The following is a 17690-nucleotide window of genomic DNA, read 5'->3' on the forward strand; positions in this document are numbered from 1 at the left end:
CCCCCAGCCCACTGGATCCAGTACAGCGGGCCGACCCACGCACGATCCATGGAACCGCTCCCGACATGGCCGGAGAAGAGCGCACGGACGGGCGCACGGCCACACGGGCGGGGGCACGTCGCGGCATGCCGTGCACGGTGCGTACAGGCCCGTACTTCCGTACGGACCACAATCCCGCCAACCGGAACAATGCCCCTTAACGCTTGGGATGCGGCGAACTACGCTGGGTTTACGAATGCCGCGTGGTTATGCCAGCGCGGCAGCCGTCTGTGTCGAGGGGTGGCGCATGTCCAGGGAGCAACGCGGGCCGAACGAAAAGCTCGGCGCCGTTCTCGCCCTCGCGGGAATCAGCAACGCAGGACTCGCGCGACGCGTCAACGATCTTGGCGCTCAACGCGGGTTGACTCTTCGCTACGACAAGACCTCGGTCGCGCGCTGGGTGTCGAAGGGCATGGTGCCGCAGGGTGCCGCGCCCCACCTCATCGCGGCCGCGATCGGCCAGAAGCTCGGCCGCCCGGTGCCGCTCCACGAGATCGGCCTGGCGGACGCGGATCCCGCACCCGAAGTGGGCCTCGCCTTCCCCAGAGACGTAGGACAGGCGGTGCGGTCGGCGACGGAGCTGTACCGTCTCGACCTCGCCGGCCGCCGGGCCGGCTCCGGCGGCATCTGGCAGTCCCTGGCCGGATCATTCGCAGTGAGCGCATACGCAACGCCCGCCTCACGCTGGCTGATAACCCCCGCCGACAGCTCGGTCGCACGGGACGCAAACCCCTCCGAGGGCTCCGGCGCACCGATCAAAGTCGGCCACAGCGATGTGCAGAAACTGCGGGAGGCCGCCGAGGACGCCAGGCGCTGGGACTCCAAATACGGAGGCGGCGACTGGCGTTCGTCCATGGTGCCCGAGTGTTTACGGGTGGAGGCGGCACCGCTGCTGCTCGGCTCGTACTCCGACGAGGTCGGCCGCGCCCTGTTCGGGGCCTCCGCCGAACTCACCCGTCTCGCGGGCTGGATGGCCTTCGACACGGGCCAGCAGGAGGCCGCGCAGCGGTACTACATCCAGGCACTGCGCCTCGCGCGTGCGGCCGCCGACGTCCCCCTCGGGGGCTACGTCCTGGCCTCCATGTCCCTTCAGGCGACCTACCGGGGCTTCGGCGACGAGGGCGTCGACCTCGCGCAGGCCGCCGTGGAGCGCAACCGGGGTCTGGCCACCGCCCGCACCATGAGCTTCTTCCGCCTCGTCGAGGCGCGCGCGCACGCACGCGCCAGTGACGCACAGGCGGCCGGCGCGGCCCTGAAGGCCGCCGAGGGCTGGCTGGAGCGGGCCCGGGAGGGCGACAACGACCCGACCTGGCTCGGCTTCTACTCCTACGACCGGTTCGCCGCCGACGCCGCGGAGTGCTACCGCGATCTGAAGGCACCGCGGCAGGTCCGGCGCTTCACGGAGCAGGCACTGTCGAAGCCGACGGAGGAGTTCGTGCGGTCGCACGGGCTGCGGCTGGTCGTCTCGGCGGTCGCCGAACTGGAGTCGGGCAATCTGGACGCGGCGTGCGAGCAGGGGGTGCGGGCCGTGGAGGTCGCGGGGCGGATATCGTCCGCGCGCACCACGGAGTACGTGAAGGATCTGCTGCACCGGCTGGAGCCGTACGGCGACGAACCGCGCGTGGTCGAGCTGCGGGAGCGGGCGCGACCGCTGTTGGCTCCCGCCTAGGTGCCGGGTTCCTGAGCGTCTGCCTGGCTGATGCAGGCTTGGGGGTGCGGGCTGACTGCGGCTTGTCGCGCCCCGCGGCGGAGCCGCTGGTGTCACAGGCCCGCGCCCCTTTCGGGGCGCTGTCGTCACCCTGGTTTCAACGCGTTGTCGGTGGCGCAGTGCACTATCGATGCCAGGAGGTGGTGCAGGTGCGGGAGGTCGCGTACGACTGCGACGTGCTGGTGGTCGGCGGTGGGATCGTCGGGCTGTCGACGGCGTATGCGATCACACGTGCCGCACCTGGGACACGGGTGACCGTGCTGGAGAAGGAGCCGGGGCCCGCCCGGCACCAGACGGGGCGCAACAGCGGTGTGATCCACAGCGGGATCTACTACCGTCCCGGCTCGCTCAAGGCGCGGTACGCGGTGCGGGGCGCCGCCGAGATGGTGAAGTTCTGTGCCGAGTACGGCATCGCGCACGCCGTGACCGGCAAGCTGATCGTCGCCACCGAGCGCTCCGAGCTGCCCCGGCTGCACGCCCTGGTGCAGCGCGGCCGGGAGAACGGGATTCCGGTGCGGGAGCTGGGCGCCGCGCAGATCGCCGAGTACGAGCCGGAGGTGCGTGGCCTCGCGGCCATACACGTCGGGACGACGGGCGTGGCCGACTTCGCCGGGGTCGCACGGCAGCTCGCCGAGGCGTCCGGGGCGGAGATCCGGTACGGGGCACGGGCCGTGCGGGTGGACCGCCGCCCGGAGCTGGGGGTCGCCGTGCGGACGGCGGGCGGGGACATCGTGCGCGGGCGGGTGCTGGTGAACTGCGCCGGGCTGTACTGCGACGAGGTGGCCCGGCTGACCGGCGACGAGCCCGAGGTGCGGATCGTGCCCTTCCGGGGCGAGTACTACGAGCTGGCGCGGCCCGCACTGGTGCGGGGCCTGGTGTATCCGGTGCCGGACCCGGCGTTCCCGTTCCTCGGCGTGCATCTCACGCGCGGGATCGACGGGGGCGTGCACGTCGGCCCCAACGCGGTGCCCGCCCTGGCCCGGGAGGGGTACGGCTGGGGGGTCGTACGGCCGCGTGAGGTGGCGGGCACGCTGGCCTGGCCCGGGGCGTGGGCGATGGCCCGGCAGCACTGGCGCTACGGGGCCGGGGAGTTTTGGCGCTCGGTGTCGAAGCCGGCGTTCACGGACGCGGTGCGCAGACTGCTGCCCGCCGTGCAGCCGGACGATCTGGTGCGGGCGGCCCCCGGGGTGCGCGCGCAGGCCGTCCTGCGGGACGGGACACTCGTCGACGACTTCCTGATCCGGGAGGGCGCACGGGCCGTGCACGTGCTGAACGCCCCGTCTCCGGCGGCCACGGCCTCGCTGCCGATCGGGAGGTCTGTGGCGCGCCGGGCACTGGCCGTGCTGGGCTCGTTGTGACCGGGCTCACCGTGTCCCGGCTCGCGTAAAATCGTCACCACTGTGTCTGAGTTCCTGAACGCCCCCGAATCCCCCCGGCACGTCCCCGGCGTCTCCGTCCGGCACACCCGCGCCAAGGGTGAGCCTCGCTTCCCGGACGGCCCCAGGGCCGATCCCGCCGGATCGCACTTCGAGCGGCGGATCCGGAGCTTCCAGCCACGGCGGAGCCGGGTGACCGCGGGGCAGGCGGACGCGCTGCAGCGGCTGTGGCCCAAGTGGGGCCTCGACATCGACGGGCAGCGGGTCCTCGACCTGGGCGAGCTGTTCGGGAACGACAAGCCCGTGGTGCTGGAGATCGGGTTCGGCATGGGCGAGGCCACCGCGCAGATGGCCGCCGAGAACCCCGACCTCAACATCCTCGCCGTCGACGTGCACACCCCGGGGCAGGGCAACCTGCTCAACCTCTGCGACCAGAACGGGCTGTCCAACGTCCGGGTCGGCAACGGGGACGCGATCATCCTGCTGCGCGAGATGCTCACGCCCGACTCGCTCGACGGGCTGCGCGTCTACTTCCCCGACCCCTGGCCGAAGAAGCGGCACCACAAGCGGCGGCTGATCCAGCCGGAGTTCCTCGACCTGGCCGCCACCCGCCTCAGACCGGGGGCGATCGTGCACTGCGCGACGGACTGGGAGCCGTACGCCGAGCAGATGCTCGAAGTGCTGACCGCGCACCCGGACTTCGAGAACACCCGGCCCGACGGCGGTTTCTCGCCGCGTCCCGGCTTCAGGCCGCTGACCCGTTTCGAGGGTCAGGGACTGGACAAGGGGCATGTGGTGAACGATCTGCTCTTCCGCCGCGTACAGCACCGGGAGCAGCAGCGACGTTAGGGTCAATGCCGTGACCACCTTTCCCCCGTATCCGACGCACCCCGCCGGCCCCGACGGCGGTGCGCTCCATCACCCGCGCTGGTGGCAGCGCAGATGGGTGCGGTACGGGGCACTCATCACCCTGCTCGCGCTCTCCGGGCTCGTCATCCTCGCCCTGGTCCGCGAACAGACCGGCACGGAAGGGTTCCTGGTCGGGATCTGTCTCGCCGTGCTGCCCGTGCCCCTGCTCATAGCCGCCTTCCGCTGGCTCGACCGGGTCGAGCCGGGGCCCTGGCGGAACTTGCTCTTCGCGTTCGCCTGGGGCGCCTGCGCGGCGGCGTTGATAGCCATCGTGGCCAACAGCTTCGCGACGCGGTGGATAGCCACGACCACCGCCGATCCGTCCGGCGCCGACACCCTCGGCGCCACCGTCATAGCGCCCATCGTGGAGGAGTCCTCCAAGGCGGCGGCCGTACTCCTCGTCTTCCTGTTCCGCAGACGGGACTTCACCGGGATCGTGGACGGCGTGGTGATAGCGGGGGTCACCGCCACCGGGTTCGCCTTCACCGAGAACATCCTCTATCTCGGCACCGCCTTCGGCACCGACCAGATGACCGGCGACCGCGGCATCGCCTCCGTCACGGCCGCGACGTTCTTCGTGCGCGTCGTGATGTCCCCGTTCGCGCACCCCCTCTTCACCGTCCTCACCGGCATCGGCTTCGGCATCGCCGCGCTCTCCGCCGAGCGGCAGCATGTGCGGCGGGTGCTGGTGCCGCTCGGCGGGCTGCTGCTCGCGATGAGCATGCACGCGTTCTGGAACGGCTCCTCGACCTTCGGCCCGTACGGGTTCTTCGCGGTGTACGCAGCGTTCATGGTGCCCGCGTTCGGGCTGCTGACCTGGCTGGCGATCTGGACACGGCAGCGCGAACTGCGGACCGTGCGCGAGGAACTGCCCGTGTATGTCTTCGCCGGGTGGCTCGGGCCCGCCGAACCGTTCGTGCTCGGCTCGATGCGGGCACGGCAGATGGCCCGGGACTACGCCGGCCACCACCTGGGCAAGCAGGCGGCGCGCGCCGTGGGGCAGTACGAGGCGGACGCGACGGCACTGGCGTTCCTGCGCCATCGCGGGCGCCGGGGCCGCGCGGGGGCCGACTACGTCGTACGGGAGCGGGAGTTGCTGGCCGAGCTGTGGAAGCGACGCCAGGTGGCCCGTCCGGCGATGGAGTACGCGGCCCGGATGTCCGCGCCGCCCCGGCCGGTGTACGGGCCGCAGATCCCGTACGGGCCACAGGTGCCGTACGGGATGCCGGTGCAGTACGGGTACCCGGCCGCGCCGTATCCCGCGTACAACCCCTATCGGCCTTAGGGCGCAGCGGACAGGCGTGGCACACGGCTGCGCCGACTCGGAAGAGGTCCCGCAAACACCTGACCGGCGGTCCTGACGTCGGGGGGTGCCGTCAGGACCGCCGGGGGTTCGACAGGTTGGGTCAGGGGTTGAGGCCCTTGCCCCGCAGCCATGTCATCGGGTCGGTCCCGGTGGCCTGGCCGCCCGGGTGGACCTCCAGGTGCAGATGCGGGCCCGTGACGTTACCGGTGGCGCCGACGCGGCCGATGACGTCGCCGGTGCTGACCTTCTGCCCGGCGGAGACGCTGATCGAGGACTGGTGGCAGAACCACAGCTCGGTGCCGTCGTCGAGGGTGAGGATCGTGCGGTAGCCGTAGGAGCCGGCCCAGCCCGCCTCGGTGATCGTGCCGCTGTGGATGGCCTTGATGAGCGTGCCCGTGGGCGCGGCGAAGTCGAGGCCGGTGTGGTAGCCGGAGGACCACATGGCGCCGGCCTGACCGAAGGTCGAGGTGATCGTGTACGAGGAGGTCGGCAGCGTGTACTGCTTGGCCAGCGCGGCCAGGCGCGCGGCCTCGGCCTTCTTCTTGGCCGCGGCCTCCGCCGCCGCCTTGGCGTCGGCGGCCTTGGCGGCGGCCTCCTTCTCGGCCTTGGCGGCCGCGGCGGCGACCTGCCTGTCCGCGGCGGCCGCGGCAGCGGCGGCGGCCTTGGTCTCGACCTGGCCCTGCTGCTTCTCGGCCTGGGCCATGATGCGGTTGCGCAGCGCCTCACCGGCGTCGGAGGCGCCCTGGGTGCGGTCGGCGGAGGTCGTGCCGACGCTGCTGAGCGCGGTCGCGGAGCCCTTGGCGGGGGCCTCGTCCGGGGTGCTGTCGCCGAGCAGGGAGCTGACGGAGGGCAGGTCGGGCATGGAGATGGACACCGGCGGCTTGCCGGTGTTGGCGCTGGCCATGCCGCCCGCGCCGACGGCTGCTATGACGCCGACGCCCAGGACCGTGGAGCTACGGGCGAGTCCGCCGCCGCGCTGCTTGCCGACGCGGTGCCGGCCGCGTACCGGGCTGAGGGACTCCTCGGTGGGGTTCCACTCCTCCCACGGGCCCTCGTCGGTGCGGTAGCTGCCGTAGCCGAAGGACTCGGTGTGCTCGCTCGGCACGAATGGGGCTGTGGGGGCAGGCCGGTTGGACGCCACGCGGGCGTACTCCTTTCCTTCCGTCGCCTACCGGGTTAGCTGACGGGTTCGGAGCAGGAAGGTCTCCTACGCGCGCATACAGGCCGTGCCTCCACGGCGGCATCCGCGTGATTCACCCCAAGGTGGTGGTTCCCCGGTTCCCTTGCGGGATTCGGCGCGTGCGCACGGAGCCGACTCTTGTGACGGCTGGGACGACCGCGCTGCGTTATCGAACGTTAATAGACCCAGCTGTCAGATTCCAAGCCGTTCTGCTTGATCATTAATGTTTTTACTGCGGGACTTACCTGCCACGACCGATGAAAATCGGGCGAGTTGACCGCAGCACACGAGTCACAACGTTTTTGATGGTGACTCAGATGTTATGCGGAGGGCTTTCGTCCGGTCACTCTTCGTGATAATCGCCTGGCCGTCGCCTGGTCGCACAAAACACCCAGGGCCGGAATCCATGAACTGGATTCCGGCCCTGAGCCTTGAGTAGCGGGGACAGGATTTGAACCTGCGACCTCTGGGTTATGAGCCCAGCGAGCTACCGAGCTGCTCCACCCCGCGTCGGTGTGCCTCAAGCATACGTCATGCTCAGGGGTGCAAGCGCACAGGTTTATTCGAGGGCCGGCAGATGGCGGTTCGGCGCCTTGGCCCGGTCCTCGTACTCGGGCAGCACGACGACATCCACGCCCTGGCCCGTCAGCAGCCCGCTGCCGTCGGCGCCCGGCACGAACGTGTCCGGCTCCCGCCAGGCCGTGACCACCCGCCGTACCCCGGCGTCCAGGATCAGCCGCGCACAGGGAGCGGGCCGTGACGCCCGGCGGGCGCAGGGCTCCAGGCTGCTGTACACCGTGGCGGCGGCCAGCCTCGGGTCGGCCGGGTCGATCTTGGCCAGCGCCGCCTCCTCGGCGTGCACGACCGGGTCGTCGCCCTCCCGCGAGTGACCGCGGGCCAGCTCGGTGCCGTCGGCGGCCACCACGACAGCGCCCACGCTGAAGGCGGTCTCCGAGGGCGGGCACAGCGCCGCGAGGTCACAGGCGATCCGCATCCAGTGCCGGTCCGCCGCGGTGACGGACCGCCCGGTGCCGGGTGCCGTCGGCTCGTACCGCATCAGTACGACGTCCTCGATGCGACGCGTCTGCAGGAGCCGGAGCCGCCCGCCCTGGTAGCCCCCGGGGCCGAACAGCCGGGGCGCCGCCGGATCCCCCACCAGAAGCGGCGCGAGGACCAGCTGGAGTTCGTCGGCGAGGCCCTGTCGGAGCAGCTGGGTGTGGATGGTGCCGCCGCCCTCGACCATCAGCCGGCGCACCCCGCGCTCCTCGTACAGGTGCGTGAGCAGCGTCGCCCAGTCGAGATCGGGGCCGAGCGCGACGACATCGGCCGCGAGGCCGAGCCCGCGTGCGCGCTCGGCGCCCTTCTCCGTCGTGTACAGGACCTTCTCGCCGCCGGTGTGCCAGAACTTCGCGTCCGGGTCGAGCTCGCCGGAGCCGCTGACGGTGACCTTGAGGGGGTACTCGGGCCGGCCGGCGGCCACGCGGGCGGCGCGTCGCTCGGGCGAGTTGACCAGGAGCCGGGGGTTGTCGGCGCGGATCGTGCCGGCGCCGACCAGGATCGCGTCGACCGAAGCCCGCACCTCGTCGACCCGGTCGAAGTCGGCCGGGCTGGACAGGAGCAGCCGCTCGGGGCCGGTGTCGTCCAGATATCCGTCCAGGGAGACGGCTGCGGACAACAGGACGTACGGGTACGGCATCGGCGCGCTCTCCCTGACGAGGTCTGATGTAGTGCGACTGACGTGCGGGCTTGGTTCAAGTTTGAAACAAACTTACACTGGCGGTATGACGACCCGCTGGCTCACCCCCGAGGAGCAGCGCGCCTGGCGCGCGTACATCGCCGGCAGTCTGCTCCTGGAGGACGCCATCGACCGGCAGCTCCAGCAGGACACCGGCATGCCGCACCTGTACTACTCCATCCTGGCCAACCTCTCCGAGGCGCCGGAACACAGCCTGCGCATGACCGACCTCGCCGAGAAGTCGAAGATCACCCGGAGCCGGCTGACCTACGCCGTGACCCGGCTGGAGAAGGACGGCCTGGTACGGCGTGAGGGCTGCCCCTCCGACAAGCGGGGCAGCATCGCCGTACTGACCGACGAGGGCAGGGCCGTGCTGGACCACGCGGCGCCGAGTCATGTGGCGACCGTACGCGCCTCCCTCTTCGATCACCTCAGCCCGGAGCAGGTACGGCAGCTGGAGGAGATCTTCGGCGGGATCGCCGAGGCGCTCCAGGGCGAGGACGCGCGGTGCGCGCCGGACGATGTGCCATGGCGGCGCCGGTCGCCGAAGTCCTGTTCGTGACGCACCGGACAGACTCCGCAAATCCGTTGCTTCAAATTTAAAGCATGGGGTAGGGTTCCGGCATCTGCTTCAAAACTGAAACTCCTGAACCCGGAGAACCCGCATGCCCGACACCCCAGCCGCCACACCGCGCGCCCGCGTCCGGGTACCGCTGCGCTTCCACGACGGTTACAGCGTCGACGCCGAACTCGTCACCTTCCACGGCCTGACCGACGGCCAGGAACACATCGCCGTCGTCCTCGGCGACCCCGGACCCGTCCCGCTGGTCCGGCTGCACTCCGAGTGCCTGACCGGCGACGTCTTCGGCTCGGCCCGCTGCGACTGCGGCCCGCAGCTGCGCGAGGCGGTCGAGCGCATCGCCGACCGCGGCGGCGTACTGCTCTACCTCCGCCAGGAGGGACGCGGCATCGGGCTCTACAACAAGCTCGACGCGTACGCCCTCCAGGACCAGGGCCTGGACACCTACGAGGCGAACGCCGCGCTGGGCCTCCCGGAGGACGCCCGCGACTACACGGCCGCCGCCCAGATGCTGCGCGCCCTCGGCATCGGGGAACTCGACCTGCTCTCCAACAACCCCGACAAGGCCGACCAGCTGCGCACCCTCGGCATCACCGTCCACGACCGCGTCCCGACGGGCGTCTTCACCACCGCCCACAACGTCCGCTACCTGCGGGCCAAGGTCCTGCAGACCCAGCACACGCTGCCGCTGGCGGAACTCAGCGCGGGCTGACGCCGAAGGCGTCGGCACGGACTCGCCCCCAGCTCGACGGTGCTCCGAGCCGGGGGCGATGGCGTAGGCCCTGTGGGACTCGAACCCACAACCAATGGATCAACGGGTCCTGATGAGGTGTGGGAGTCGGACGATGCTTCGGTGTCCGGAACCGTCTGGTCAGAGCCGTACGCCGACTACGTCCGCGACATCTTGAGCAGGAGTAGCCCGAAGTCGGTGCCCTGTGCGCCGAGTTCGTTCCGATAACGCTGGAGCGTGCTGTTCTCCCAGGAGAGTTCCACACGCGGTTGCCCGAGAGATTGGCGTACCTGCTCAAGCTGCGCACATTCGACATTCCGTTGACGAATGAGTCGGATGATCTTGTCGTCGAGTCGTGCGATGAGGTGCCGTTGCTCCTCAAGAGTCGGTGTCGCTGCTGCGCTCTCTGCTCGGGCTCGGGTCGCCGCCGCGCTGTCGGGGCTCATGCGAAGGGGTCCAGAATCTCGTCGACTTCGGCGAGCACGTCATTCATGTGAACCTCCGGGATGTCGGCGACGGCTTCCGTTCTGATCTCGATCGAGGAGCTGATCTTGTCCGCCTGCGCGATGGCCTCGGAGGTACTGGCCGCGTGAACGAGGACGTATCCGCACCGGTCCTCCGACCAGTGCAGGGGGCGTACTAGATCACCTTCCTGAACCTTCACGTCGAGCTCGATCACAGCCTCGTGGGCGCGCGCCTTCTCGACGCCTTCGACTGTCACGACACGGCCGGGCTCAGCCGTGAGGAACCGGATGGCCGCGGCACCCTTGGCCTCCGGCGACGGAACGGTGAAGCCCGTCGTGTCCAGCAGGTGGAAAGGCAGCTCCTCCATGTCGATACCTGTCGACAGTTCGACGAGCTTGGTGATGCGGTCACCGCCACACCGGGCGTGCGACTCCACCACCCGCGGACCGGCTGCCGTGAGGATGAGCTCGGTGTGTGCGGTGCCCTCCGCCACTCCCACGGTGTCGAGGACGGCAGCGGTAAAATCGGCGACAGCCCGCTGGTCCGCCATGCCGAGCGGAGCCGGCACGACGTGCCCCAGTTCGACCACCCCGCCGCCGGTCTCCTTGCCCGTCACGGCCAGGACATGATGCTCGCCCCGGTAGGAGAACGTCTCGACACTCACCTCCCGGCCCTCCAAGAGTTCCTCGACCATGAACGTGCCGATACCGAATGAGGAGAGCCAGTCCCAGACTTCGTCCACTTCGGCCACTGAGCGGATCTTGCGCACACCCAGGCTGCCGGATCCCATAACGGGCTTGACGACCGCACTCCCGTGCTCGGCGACGAAACGGTGGAGAGCATCGCGATTCGTTCCCCGTACGACGTCCACCGGCCCGATGCCTTTGGCGTTCAACAGTGTGCGCAGGGCGAGTTTGTCGTGGAGCGTGCGCATTACGGTGAGGCCGTTGCCCTGTAGCCCCAGCTCGTCGTTGAGGTGCCCGACCACCAACTGGCCTATCTCACTCTGGGTGAGGATGCGCTCGAAGGGGCGCACAGCGTGCAGTGTGCGCGCGAGCCGGGTCACCAGCTCGATGTCCTGGTAGTCGATCAGATGGACCTGTGCGCAGTGTCCGACGACCTCTGGGGTGAAAAGGGCGGGCTTCTGGAAGTTCACGACTTCCAGACCCATGGCAGCGGCCTTGCCGAGCGTGCGGGCGTTTCCACCCAGGACGAGAACTCGTCGCGATGTCATGGTGGTTCACAGCCTTCTGGAATGGTGACGATTGATCAGCGGAGAGCTTCGGTCGCCGTGGCGGAGTCAGTCGAGGAAGACGTCCTCCACGACGCGCGGGCGACGGTGTACGGGAGACAGGCAACCAGGACGGCGGCCGCAGGAGTCCACAAGGCGAGGTTCTGCGGGGAGTGCGCTGCCACGAACCCGCAGACGGCGCTTCCCGTGGAGACGCCGACGTTGATGCTGGAACCGGCCCAGGAGTACACCTCCTGGATGCGTCCTGGGTCCGGGCTCGCGCGTCCGAGCAGGTTGTATTCCTCGACCCCCAGCGCCGCCATGGGGATACCGGACAGGAAAAGCGCGAGCGCGAGCGGCCACGGAGTGTTCTGGGTCGCGACAAGGATCAGGGTGCACATCCAGGCGAGCAGCAGCAGGCCGAGTCTGCCACCTGGCGTCCGCTCCATGGAGACCAAGCCATATCCGACGCCGCCCAGCACACTGCCCACCCCCGGCGCGAGCAGCACGAGCCCCGCGCTCTGCGCGGAGCCGCTCTCGCGGAGTGCGGCCACCACGGCGACGTCCATCGCTCCCGAGGCAGCCGCGGTGAGGCCGGCAACGCACAGCAGCCACACCACCGGACGGCTCAGCACCCGGCGCGATGGCCCGCCCGAGCGGTCCGTCGTCGGGCCGAGGAGCCGCCGGACCAGTGGGGCTGTGGCAAAGCCGATCGCTCCAACCAGTACGCAACCGTCGGCGACGACAAGCGTGAGGACTGGATCCGCCGTGGCGAGCAGACCGACGAGCGGCGGGCCGAGGATGAAGAGCACTTCCATGCCCACGGATTCGAGCGAGTTGGCCGGACCTCGAAGGTGTTCCGCGATGTCGGCCTTTGCCCACAGCGCCCTCATGCCTGCCCCCACGGGCGGGGCGGTCGCGCCGATGATCACACACCCCAGAGCGAAGCCGGGGAGACTGTGCCCAGTGGTGCTCAACAGGGCCGTCAAAGTGCCCAGTACGCTGGTCGCCGCCAGCAGAGAAAAGACCCCAGGCGTGCCGTACTGGGCACTCAGCCGACCGGACAGGGGAGTTCCCACGGCCGCACCGAGCGCAAAGGCGCCGGCTCCCAGACCGCCGGCTGTGATGCCCATCCGATCGGTTCCCAGAAAGAGGGCACCGAGTCCGCACATGACGTAACCCAGGCGTCCCAGCAGGGAGAACACTTCTGCTCGCAGGGAGCCGGGTGTACGCAGCAGCGCCCGATAGGGGCTCACGGGGTGTCCCGCCGCAGCCAGGTCACACGGTCGCGGAGCCCATCGACCTCGCCCCGGACCGCCTTCTGATAGTCGTGGGCCAACAGCCGGGTCGTCGGTCCGCATCCGTAGACGCTGTCGCCGATCGCCTCGACCGGGCGGATCTCCAGGCCGGTTCCGGTCAGGAAGACCTCGTCCGCCGTCAACAGGTCGGCGAGTGTGACCGGTTCCTCCACCACCCGCAGACCATTACCGACCGCCAGCTCCATGACGGTGTCGCGGGTGATGCCGCACAGCACACCGGTTGAGCGGGGCGGAGTGCGCAGCACGCCGCCCGAGACGGTGAAGACGTTCGCCCCGCTGGCGTCGGCGACCAGCCCTTCCTGGGTGAGGAAGAGCGCGTCGTCGGCACCCGAGGCATGGGCCTCCCGCTTGCCGAGCACTGAATTGAGGTACATGCCCGTGGTCTTGGCCTGCAAAGGCAGTGTGTCCGGTCCAGGGCGGCGCCACGTGCTCACAGCGACCCGGATCCTCTCGGGTTCCGAGTCGAATCGTTCCTGTTCCCACTCGTCCACCAGGACGGCCACATGGGCGGCGCGGCCTGCCGTGCCCATCCCGAGCGGGCCTCCGCCGTAGAAGGCCATGGGCCTGATGTAGCAGTCCCCGAAGCCCGCCCGTTCGGTCAGAGAGATGACGGCCTGGGTGATCTCCGCGCCGGAGTGGCCGAGAGGGATGCCGAGGATCTGGGCGGACCGTTCGAAGCGCCGTAGGTGGTCGTCGAGTCTGAAGAGGGCGACATCGCCTCCGACGGCGTAGCCCCGGATTCCTTCGAAGACGCCGTAGCCGTAGTGCAGCCCGTGGGCCGACAGTGATGCCGCGCCCTCGGTATCGGTGACGAGACGGCCGTCGATCCAGTAGGTCCCCGGGGTCACTGTGCGCTGTCGCTCTCGGTGTCGGCGTCGATGATGCGGTCCTGCAACGCGGCACTGGCGTCCAGGATCAGATCGCCCAGCCGGGCGAACCACTCGGCGGCTTGTCCCTCCTGGCTCAGCCTGCCTGCCTGCCGGTATCGGTCGAGCACCTGCTCAGCCCGGCCTTCCTCGCCCACGGCTTTGCCCTTCTCGGCTTTGAGGGCGCCCACGGCTTCGCTGACATCCAGGCGCCGGGAGAAGAGGGCGATGATCTGTTCGTCGAGGCCGTCGATCTGTGCCCGGTGCCGAGCCAGGGACTGAATGTATTCACGGTCGGCGTCAGACACGGTGCGGCTCCTGCGCGCCACGGGACGGCGCCGGGCCGAGTTCGAGCTGGATGCTGTCCTCGATGGCCTTGAGCTGGGTGAAGAACTCGTCGGGTTCCCGGCCGGCCGCAAGGACCCGGAAGGTATGGGCGTTGGTTCCCGCCTCCTTCGCCAGGACGGCGCCAGCAGACTTGGTCTGGATCACCTCTACGACGCCTGGGACGGCCGCGATCTCCTCCCGGCCGCCCACGGAGAGGATCTCGTAGTCGCCGGACGGGGGTTGCGGGGTGACGAAGGCCGCGTATCCCGAGAACAGGGGAAGTTCCTCCAGCCTCTCCCCCAAGGCGATCCTGGCCTGTTGCCTCGCCATGTCGTATGCAGCCGCGGTCCGCAGCAACTCGAAGACACCGCCGCCGATACGCCCGTTCACCTCGATGATCACCGGGCCATCCGAGGTGAGCATGAGCTCTGTGTGAGTGGCTCCGGACGTCGCGCCGAGCGCCCGCAGGGCCCGGGTCGTCACGTCGAGGATCTCGGCACGCCGCTGCTCGGGCAGCCCTGAGGGCATGACGTCGCCCACTTCCCGGAACGGCGGTGCCAGCGGGAGTTTGTCGGTGACGGCCAGGTGGTGGATCTCGTCGGCGTCCAGCAGCGACTCCACGCTGACGCGTGTTCCCATCCGTTCGTCGGCGTGCCAGTTGTCGCCCTGGATGACTTCCTCGACCACGAAGACGGGACTGGCACCGTTCACTCGGGGGTCGTCGCGGTACTGACGGCTCGCTCGGGCGAACGCCTCGGCGAGTTGGTAACGGTCCTCTGCCCTGGTGACGCAGAGACTGCCGACGCCGATGGCCGGCTTGAGGACCACGGGGAAGGCCAGGCGGGACGACGCGGCCTCCAGTTCGTCCTCGTCGGTGACGACGGCGAACTCGGGGCAGGGAACGCCGGCCGCGCTGAGCGCCTGCCGCTGCAGGTCCTTGCGGCGCAACCGGATGGTGGCCTGGGGGGAGTTCGCCGGAAGGCGCAGGGCCGCTGCGGCGACGGCCGCGTGATAGCTGACGATCTCGCTGAAGGCCAGCACGCCGTCGATGGGCCGGCCGCCGGCGGCGACGGCCAGCAACGCGTCCACCACCTGGTCCGCCCGCTCGATGATGTCGACCGGCCCCAGCGCCCGCAGCCCGTCGACCCGGCGGGCGTGCTCCGCAGGGCTGCCCCAGCGCAGGCTTACGACGGTGCAGGTGGCCAGTCCGGCCAGGGAGTTGACGATGTCGGCCACTTGAGGCCCGCCCGGTGCGTCCACCAGGACGAGATGGCGACAGCTCTCCGCCTCTGCCACTGTTCTCACTCCGTTGATATGAGGTTCTGTACGGGTTCGGCGCACGTTGCGGCTCAGATCCGTTCGAGCATTCGTTCCCGTTCGAAGGACGTGACGGTTCGTTCGAACTTGTCCAGTTCCACCTGGGCCACCGCGGTGACGAGTTCGACCGCGCCCGCCGGCAGGACGCTGCGCAGCGCGGTACCGCTCCTGGTCAGGGCGAGCGCCTGCGAGAGGGTCGACGGGAACGTGCCCAGCGGCTCCCCTTCCTCCGGGCAGTCCAGCCGCTGCTCCACGCCGTAGAGGCCCGCCGCGAGGAAGGCTGCGGCAGCGAGGTAGGGGTTCGCGTCGGCGCCCGCGATCCGGAGCTCCAGTCTGGGGTTGTGCTCCGGCGAGATGAGGCGGAGCGTTGAGCGACGCCTGCGGTGCCACGCGAGGCGCGCGGCTGAGGCGCCGGCCGGGAGGCGCTTGTAGGAGTTGACATACGGGGCGTAGAACAGCGAACTCTCCGGCAGCAGCGTCAGCACGCCCGCCACGAACGAGCGCAACACCTTCTCGTCGTGGAAAGCATTGCCGCCCTCCTGACCGAGGCTCAGGTGCATGTGGCAAGAACTGCCGAAGCTGTCGTCGGTCGGCTTCGCCATGAAGGTGACCGTGCGGTCGTGCAGGCGAGCCGTCTCCCGCACGATGGTCTTGTACACCACATGCGCGTCGCAGACCTGCAGGAAGTCGCCGTATCCGAAGTTGATCTCGAACTGCCCCGGCGCGCCCTCATTCGCGTAGCCCTCCACGTCGAGTCCCGCCTGGCCGCATGCGCGGCAGATCGCTTCGAGCAGAGCCCGGTCACGGGGAGGAGTCTCCAGCAGGGTGTCCGGGATGTACGGAGAGTGTGGGCGAGGGTCGCGGAAGGTGTCGTCCCGGAGCGCCTGGGGGCTTTGGCCGTAGGCGTAGAACTCCACCTCGGTGCCGATGGCCGGTTGCAGACCGAGCCGGGCGGCGTCGGCCAGAACGGCCTTCAGGACCTGTCGGGGTGCGGCGTGGATCGGACGGCCCGCGCTGTCGTGGGCGTCGGCCAGTACGAGCTTGCCCGCGTCGCCGAGGTCGTAGACGCGGGAGTCCTCGGCCGCCCTGACGACGATGTCGCCGTCGCCGGTGTACCAGTGCAGTCCCTCGGTCTCGGTCTCTGGTTCGGCCTCGGTCAAGTCGATGTCGGTCGCCAGGACGTAATCGCGGGCGGTGAAGGACGGCGCGGGAGCCTGCTGGTCGGTGTCCACCAGCAGCCGGCGACCCGTGAGGCGTCCGTGCACGTCAGGAAGCCCGACCTGGAGAAAGGTGGTGTCGTGTGGGGTGGTTGTCATGCGTGACCGTTCCGGAGGGTGACGGGAGAGTCGTTCAGCGCGCGCTCGAGAGGCTGGAGCTTCAGGGCGACCTCGGCGAATTCGGCATCCGGGTCCGACATGTGCACGATGGCGCCCCCTGCGCCGACATGGACGCCTGCGGGGTCGTTCACCACCGTCCGGATCACGATGTTGAGGTCCGCGGTGCCGTTGAGGGCGAGGTAGCCCAGGCTGCCCGAGTAGATGCCGCGTGGAGCGCCTTCCAGTTCGTCGATGAAGGACATCGTGCGGATCTTGGGGGCGCCCGTCATGGAGCCGCCGGGGAAGGACGCCCTCACACACTCGACTGCGTCCGTGCCCTCGGCGAGGGTGCCGGAGATCGTCGATACGAGCTGATGGACGGTCTCATACGACTCGACGTGCATGAGGCTGTCGACCTTCACGGTGCCGATCTCGCACACGCGGCCGAGGTCATTGCGGAGAAGGTCGACGATCATCATGTTCTCCGCCTGCGTCTTCTCGTCGTCGCGGAGCCATTCGGCAAGTGCCCTGTCCTCTTCGGGGGTGGCACCGCGCTGGATGGTCCCCTTGATCGGTTTGGTCTCGGCGCGGCGGTCACGGTCCAGCTTCAGGAACCGTTCCGGGGATGAACACAGGACCTGGATGTCTCCGATGGCGAAGTAGGCCGCGTACGGAGCGGGGTTGATGCGTCGGAGTTCCATGTAGAGCGCCAAGGGATCGTCGACCGGCTCACCGGTCAGACTGGTCGTCAGACAGACCTCGTAGGTCTCCCCTGCCCGGATGAGCTCCTGAGCCCGCCCGATCAGAGCCCGGTACGCGTCCTTGTCGTGCCGCAGGACCAGGGGGCCCGGGGCGGATCTCGCTGTCCGGGGGAGTCTCGGGACCGGCGCGGAGGCCACCGACAGGCGCCGGCTCGTCTCCTCCGCCCATGCACGGGCTGACTCCAGGTGCGCCCGGTCGGCCACCGCGCAGACGTGAACCCGGCCCTCCTCGTGGTCGAAGGCGAGGAATCTGTCCGAGAAGATGAACGCCGCGTCGGGGTAGCGGGAACGGTGTCGATCCGAACCGCCGCATTCGGCCTTGAGCTCGTATCCGAAATAGCCGACGAACCCCCCGTTGAAATCAAACGGGAGCTCCGTCTCCTGCTCGACGTCCACACCAGTCCAGCGGGAAAGGTACTCCCAGACGGAAGTGTCGACGGGTCCGTGGGTGCGGGATTCCACCTGCTGCGAGCCGTGGCGATAGGTGATTACATCGGCCAGCGGCCCGCTTGCATCACCCATGAA

General features: G+C 69.5%; 16 protein-coding genes, 1 tRNA gene and 1 riboswitch. Of the genes, 6 read left to right on the forward strand and 11 right to left on the reverse strand.

Annotated features, from left to right (window positions below):
• The first annotated feature begins 286 nt into the window (after positions 1–286).
• The 4 genes from N8I87_RS19080 (at position 287) to N8I87_RS19095 (ending at position 5317) form a co-directional block, all read left to right on the forward strand.
• Positions 287–1708 (forward strand): NsdA family TPR-like regulatory protein, encoded by a 1422-nt coding sequence (locus tag N8I87_RS19080; protein WP_263210344.1) that lies wholly within the window; start codon positions 287–289, stop codon positions 1706–1708.
• A 179-nt stretch (positions 1709–1887) separates the two neighbouring features.
• Positions 1888–3105: an L-2-hydroxyglutarate oxidase gene (gene lhgO, locus N8I87_RS19085; protein ID WP_263210346.1), complete on the forward strand. Its 1218-nt coding sequence runs from the start codon at positions 1888–1890 to the stop codon at positions 3103–3105.
• A gap of 42 nt (positions 3106–3147) precedes the next feature.
• Complete coding sequence (gene trmB / locus N8I87_RS19090) at positions 3148–3972, forward strand: tRNA (guanosine(46)-N7)-methyltransferase TrmB (RefSeq protein ID WP_263210347.1); 825 nt, start codon at positions 3148–3150, stop codon at positions 3970–3972.
• Between the two features lie 10 nt (positions 3973–3982).
• A complete protein-coding gene (locus N8I87_RS19095; protein ID WP_263210349.1) occupies positions 3983–5317 on the forward strand; it encodes a PrsW family intramembrane metalloprotease in 1335 nt (444 codons plus the stop codon).
• A 121-nt stretch (positions 5318–5438) separates the two neighbouring features.
• Here the strand turns inward: N8I87_RS19095 and N8I87_RS19100 are convergent, their stop codons facing one another.
• From N8I87_RS19100 to N8I87_RS19110, 3 genes are all read right to left on the reverse strand, one after another.
• Positions 5439–6479, reverse strand: a complete 1041-nt coding sequence (locus tag N8I87_RS19100) for a M23 family metallopeptidase (RefSeq protein WP_263210350.1) — start codon at positions 6477–6479, stop codon at positions 5439–5441.
• 9 nt (positions 6480–6488) lie between these two features.
• Positions 6489–6646, reverse strand: a riboswitch (cyclic di-AMP (ydaO/yuaA leader).
• Positions 6647–6954: 308 nt separating this feature from the next.
• Positions 6955–7028, reverse strand: a tRNA-Met gene (locus N8I87_RS19105).
• 49 nt (positions 7029–7077) lie between these two features.
• On the reverse strand, positions 7078–8214 hold the full coding sequence (locus N8I87_RS19110) for a dihydrofolate reductase family protein (protein ID WP_263210351.1): 1137 nt from the start codon (positions 8212–8214) through the stop codon (positions 7078–7080).
• Positions 8215–8299: 85 nt separating this feature from the next.
• On the opposite strand from N8I87_RS19110, the gene N8I87_RS19115 reads away from it, so the two are divergent.
• A complete protein-coding gene (locus N8I87_RS19115) occupies positions 8300–8815 on the forward strand; it encodes a MarR family winged helix-turn-helix transcriptional regulator (RefSeq protein WP_263210352.1) in 516 nt (171 codons plus the stop codon).
• 103 nt (positions 8816–8918) lie between these two features.
• Positions 8919–9545: a GTP cyclohydrolase II gene (locus N8I87_RS19120; protein WP_263210353.1), complete on the forward strand. Its 627-nt coding sequence runs from the start codon at positions 8919–8921 to the stop codon at positions 9543–9545.
• 176 nt (positions 9546–9721) lie between these two features.
• Here N8I87_RS19120 and N8I87_RS19125 read toward each other — a convergent pair whose 3' ends face one another.
• The 8 genes from N8I87_RS19125 to pabB all read right to left on the reverse strand — a co-directional run bounded on the left by N8I87_RS19125 (position 9722) and on the right by pabB (position 17687).
• Complete coding sequence (locus tag N8I87_RS19125) at positions 9722–10009, reverse strand: chorismate mutase family protein (RefSeq protein ID WP_263210355.1); 288 nt, start codon at positions 10007–10009, stop codon at positions 9722–9724.
• Complete coding sequence (locus N8I87_RS19130) at positions 10006–11094, reverse strand: ATP-grasp domain-containing protein (protein ID WP_411577253.1); 1089 nt, start codon at positions 11092–11094, stop codon at positions 10006–10008. Before N8I87_RS19130 ends, N8I87_RS19125 begins: the two co-directional genes overlap by 4 nt.
• 203 nt (positions 11095–11297) lie before the next feature.
• Positions 11298–12515 (reverse strand): MFS transporter, encoded by a 1218-nt coding sequence (locus tag N8I87_RS19135; protein ID WP_263210356.1) that lies wholly within the window; start codon positions 12513–12515, stop codon positions 11298–11300.
• Positions 12512–13426: a branched-chain-amino-acid transaminase gene (ilvE, locus tag N8I87_RS19140; RefSeq protein WP_263210358.1), complete on the reverse strand. Its 915-nt coding sequence runs from the start codon at positions 13424–13426 to the stop codon at positions 12512–12514. The genes N8I87_RS19135 and ilvE overlap by 4 nt, the downstream gene beginning before the upstream one ends.
• Positions 13423–13752 carry a chorismate mutase gene (locus N8I87_RS19145; protein WP_263210359.1) on the reverse strand — a complete coding sequence of 110 codons (330 nt, stop codon included), beginning with the start codon at positions 13750–13752 and terminating at the stop codon, positions 13423–13425. Before N8I87_RS19145 ends, ilvE begins: the two co-directional genes overlap by 4 nt.
• The gene (locus N8I87_RS19150; RefSeq protein WP_263210362.1) at positions 13745–15067 is read right to left on the reverse strand and encodes an ATP-grasp domain-containing protein; all 1323 of its coding nucleotides are present in this window, start codon (positions 15065–15067) and stop codon (positions 13745–13747) included. The genes N8I87_RS19145 and N8I87_RS19150 overlap by 8 nt, the downstream gene beginning before the upstream one ends.
• Positions 15068–15120: 53 nt before the next feature.
• Positions 15121–16404, reverse strand: a complete 1284-nt coding sequence (locus N8I87_RS19155; protein WP_263210364.1) for a type I glutamate--ammonia ligase — start codon at positions 16402–16404, stop codon at positions 15121–15123.
• Positions 16401–17687: an aminodeoxychorismate synthase component I gene (gene pabB, locus N8I87_RS19160; RefSeq protein ID WP_491743939.1), complete on the reverse strand. Its 1287-nt coding sequence runs from the start codon at positions 17685–17687 to the stop codon at positions 16401–16403. Before pabB ends, N8I87_RS19155 begins: the two co-directional genes overlap by 4 nt.
• Positions 17688–17690 lie beyond the last annotated feature (3 nt).

Origin of the sequence: Streptomyces sp. HUAS 15-9 (genome assembly GCF_025642155.1) — a bacterium.
Classification (GTDB): domain Bacteria; phylum Actinomycetota; class Actinomycetes; order Streptomycetales; family Streptomycetaceae; genus Streptomyces.

What these genes read in the sequence shown, in the direction of transcription:
- N8I87_RS19120 (WP_263210353.1), top strand. Translation starts at nt 8,919, where the DNA reads ATGCCCGACACCCCAGCCGCCACACCGCGCGCCCGCGTCCGGGTACCG.
- pabB (WP_491743939.1), bottom strand. Translation starts at nt 17,687, where the DNA reads ATGGGTGATGCAAGCGGGCCGCTGGCCGATGTAATCACCTATCGCCAC.
- N8I87_RS19125 (WP_263210355.1), bottom strand. Translation starts at nt 10,009, where the DNA reads ATGAGCCCCGACAGCGCGGCGGCGACCCGAGCCCGAGCAGAGAGCGCA.
- N8I87_RS19155 (WP_263210364.1), bottom strand. Translation starts at nt 16,404, where the DNA reads ATGACAACCACCCCACACGACACCACCTTTCTCCAGGTCGGGCTTCCT.
- N8I87_RS19115 (WP_263210352.1), top strand. Translation starts at nt 8,300, where the DNA reads ATGACGACCCGCTGGCTCACCCCCGAGGAGCAGCGCGCCTGGCGCGCG.
- N8I87_RS19110 (WP_263210351.1), bottom strand. Translation starts at nt 8,214, where the DNA reads ATGCCGTACCCGTACGTCCTGTTGTCCGCAGCCGTCTCCCTGGACGGA.
- N8I87_RS19080 (WP_263210344.1), top strand. Translation starts at nt 287, where the DNA reads ATGTCCAGGGAGCAACGCGGGCCGAACGAAAAGCTCGGCGCCGTTCTC.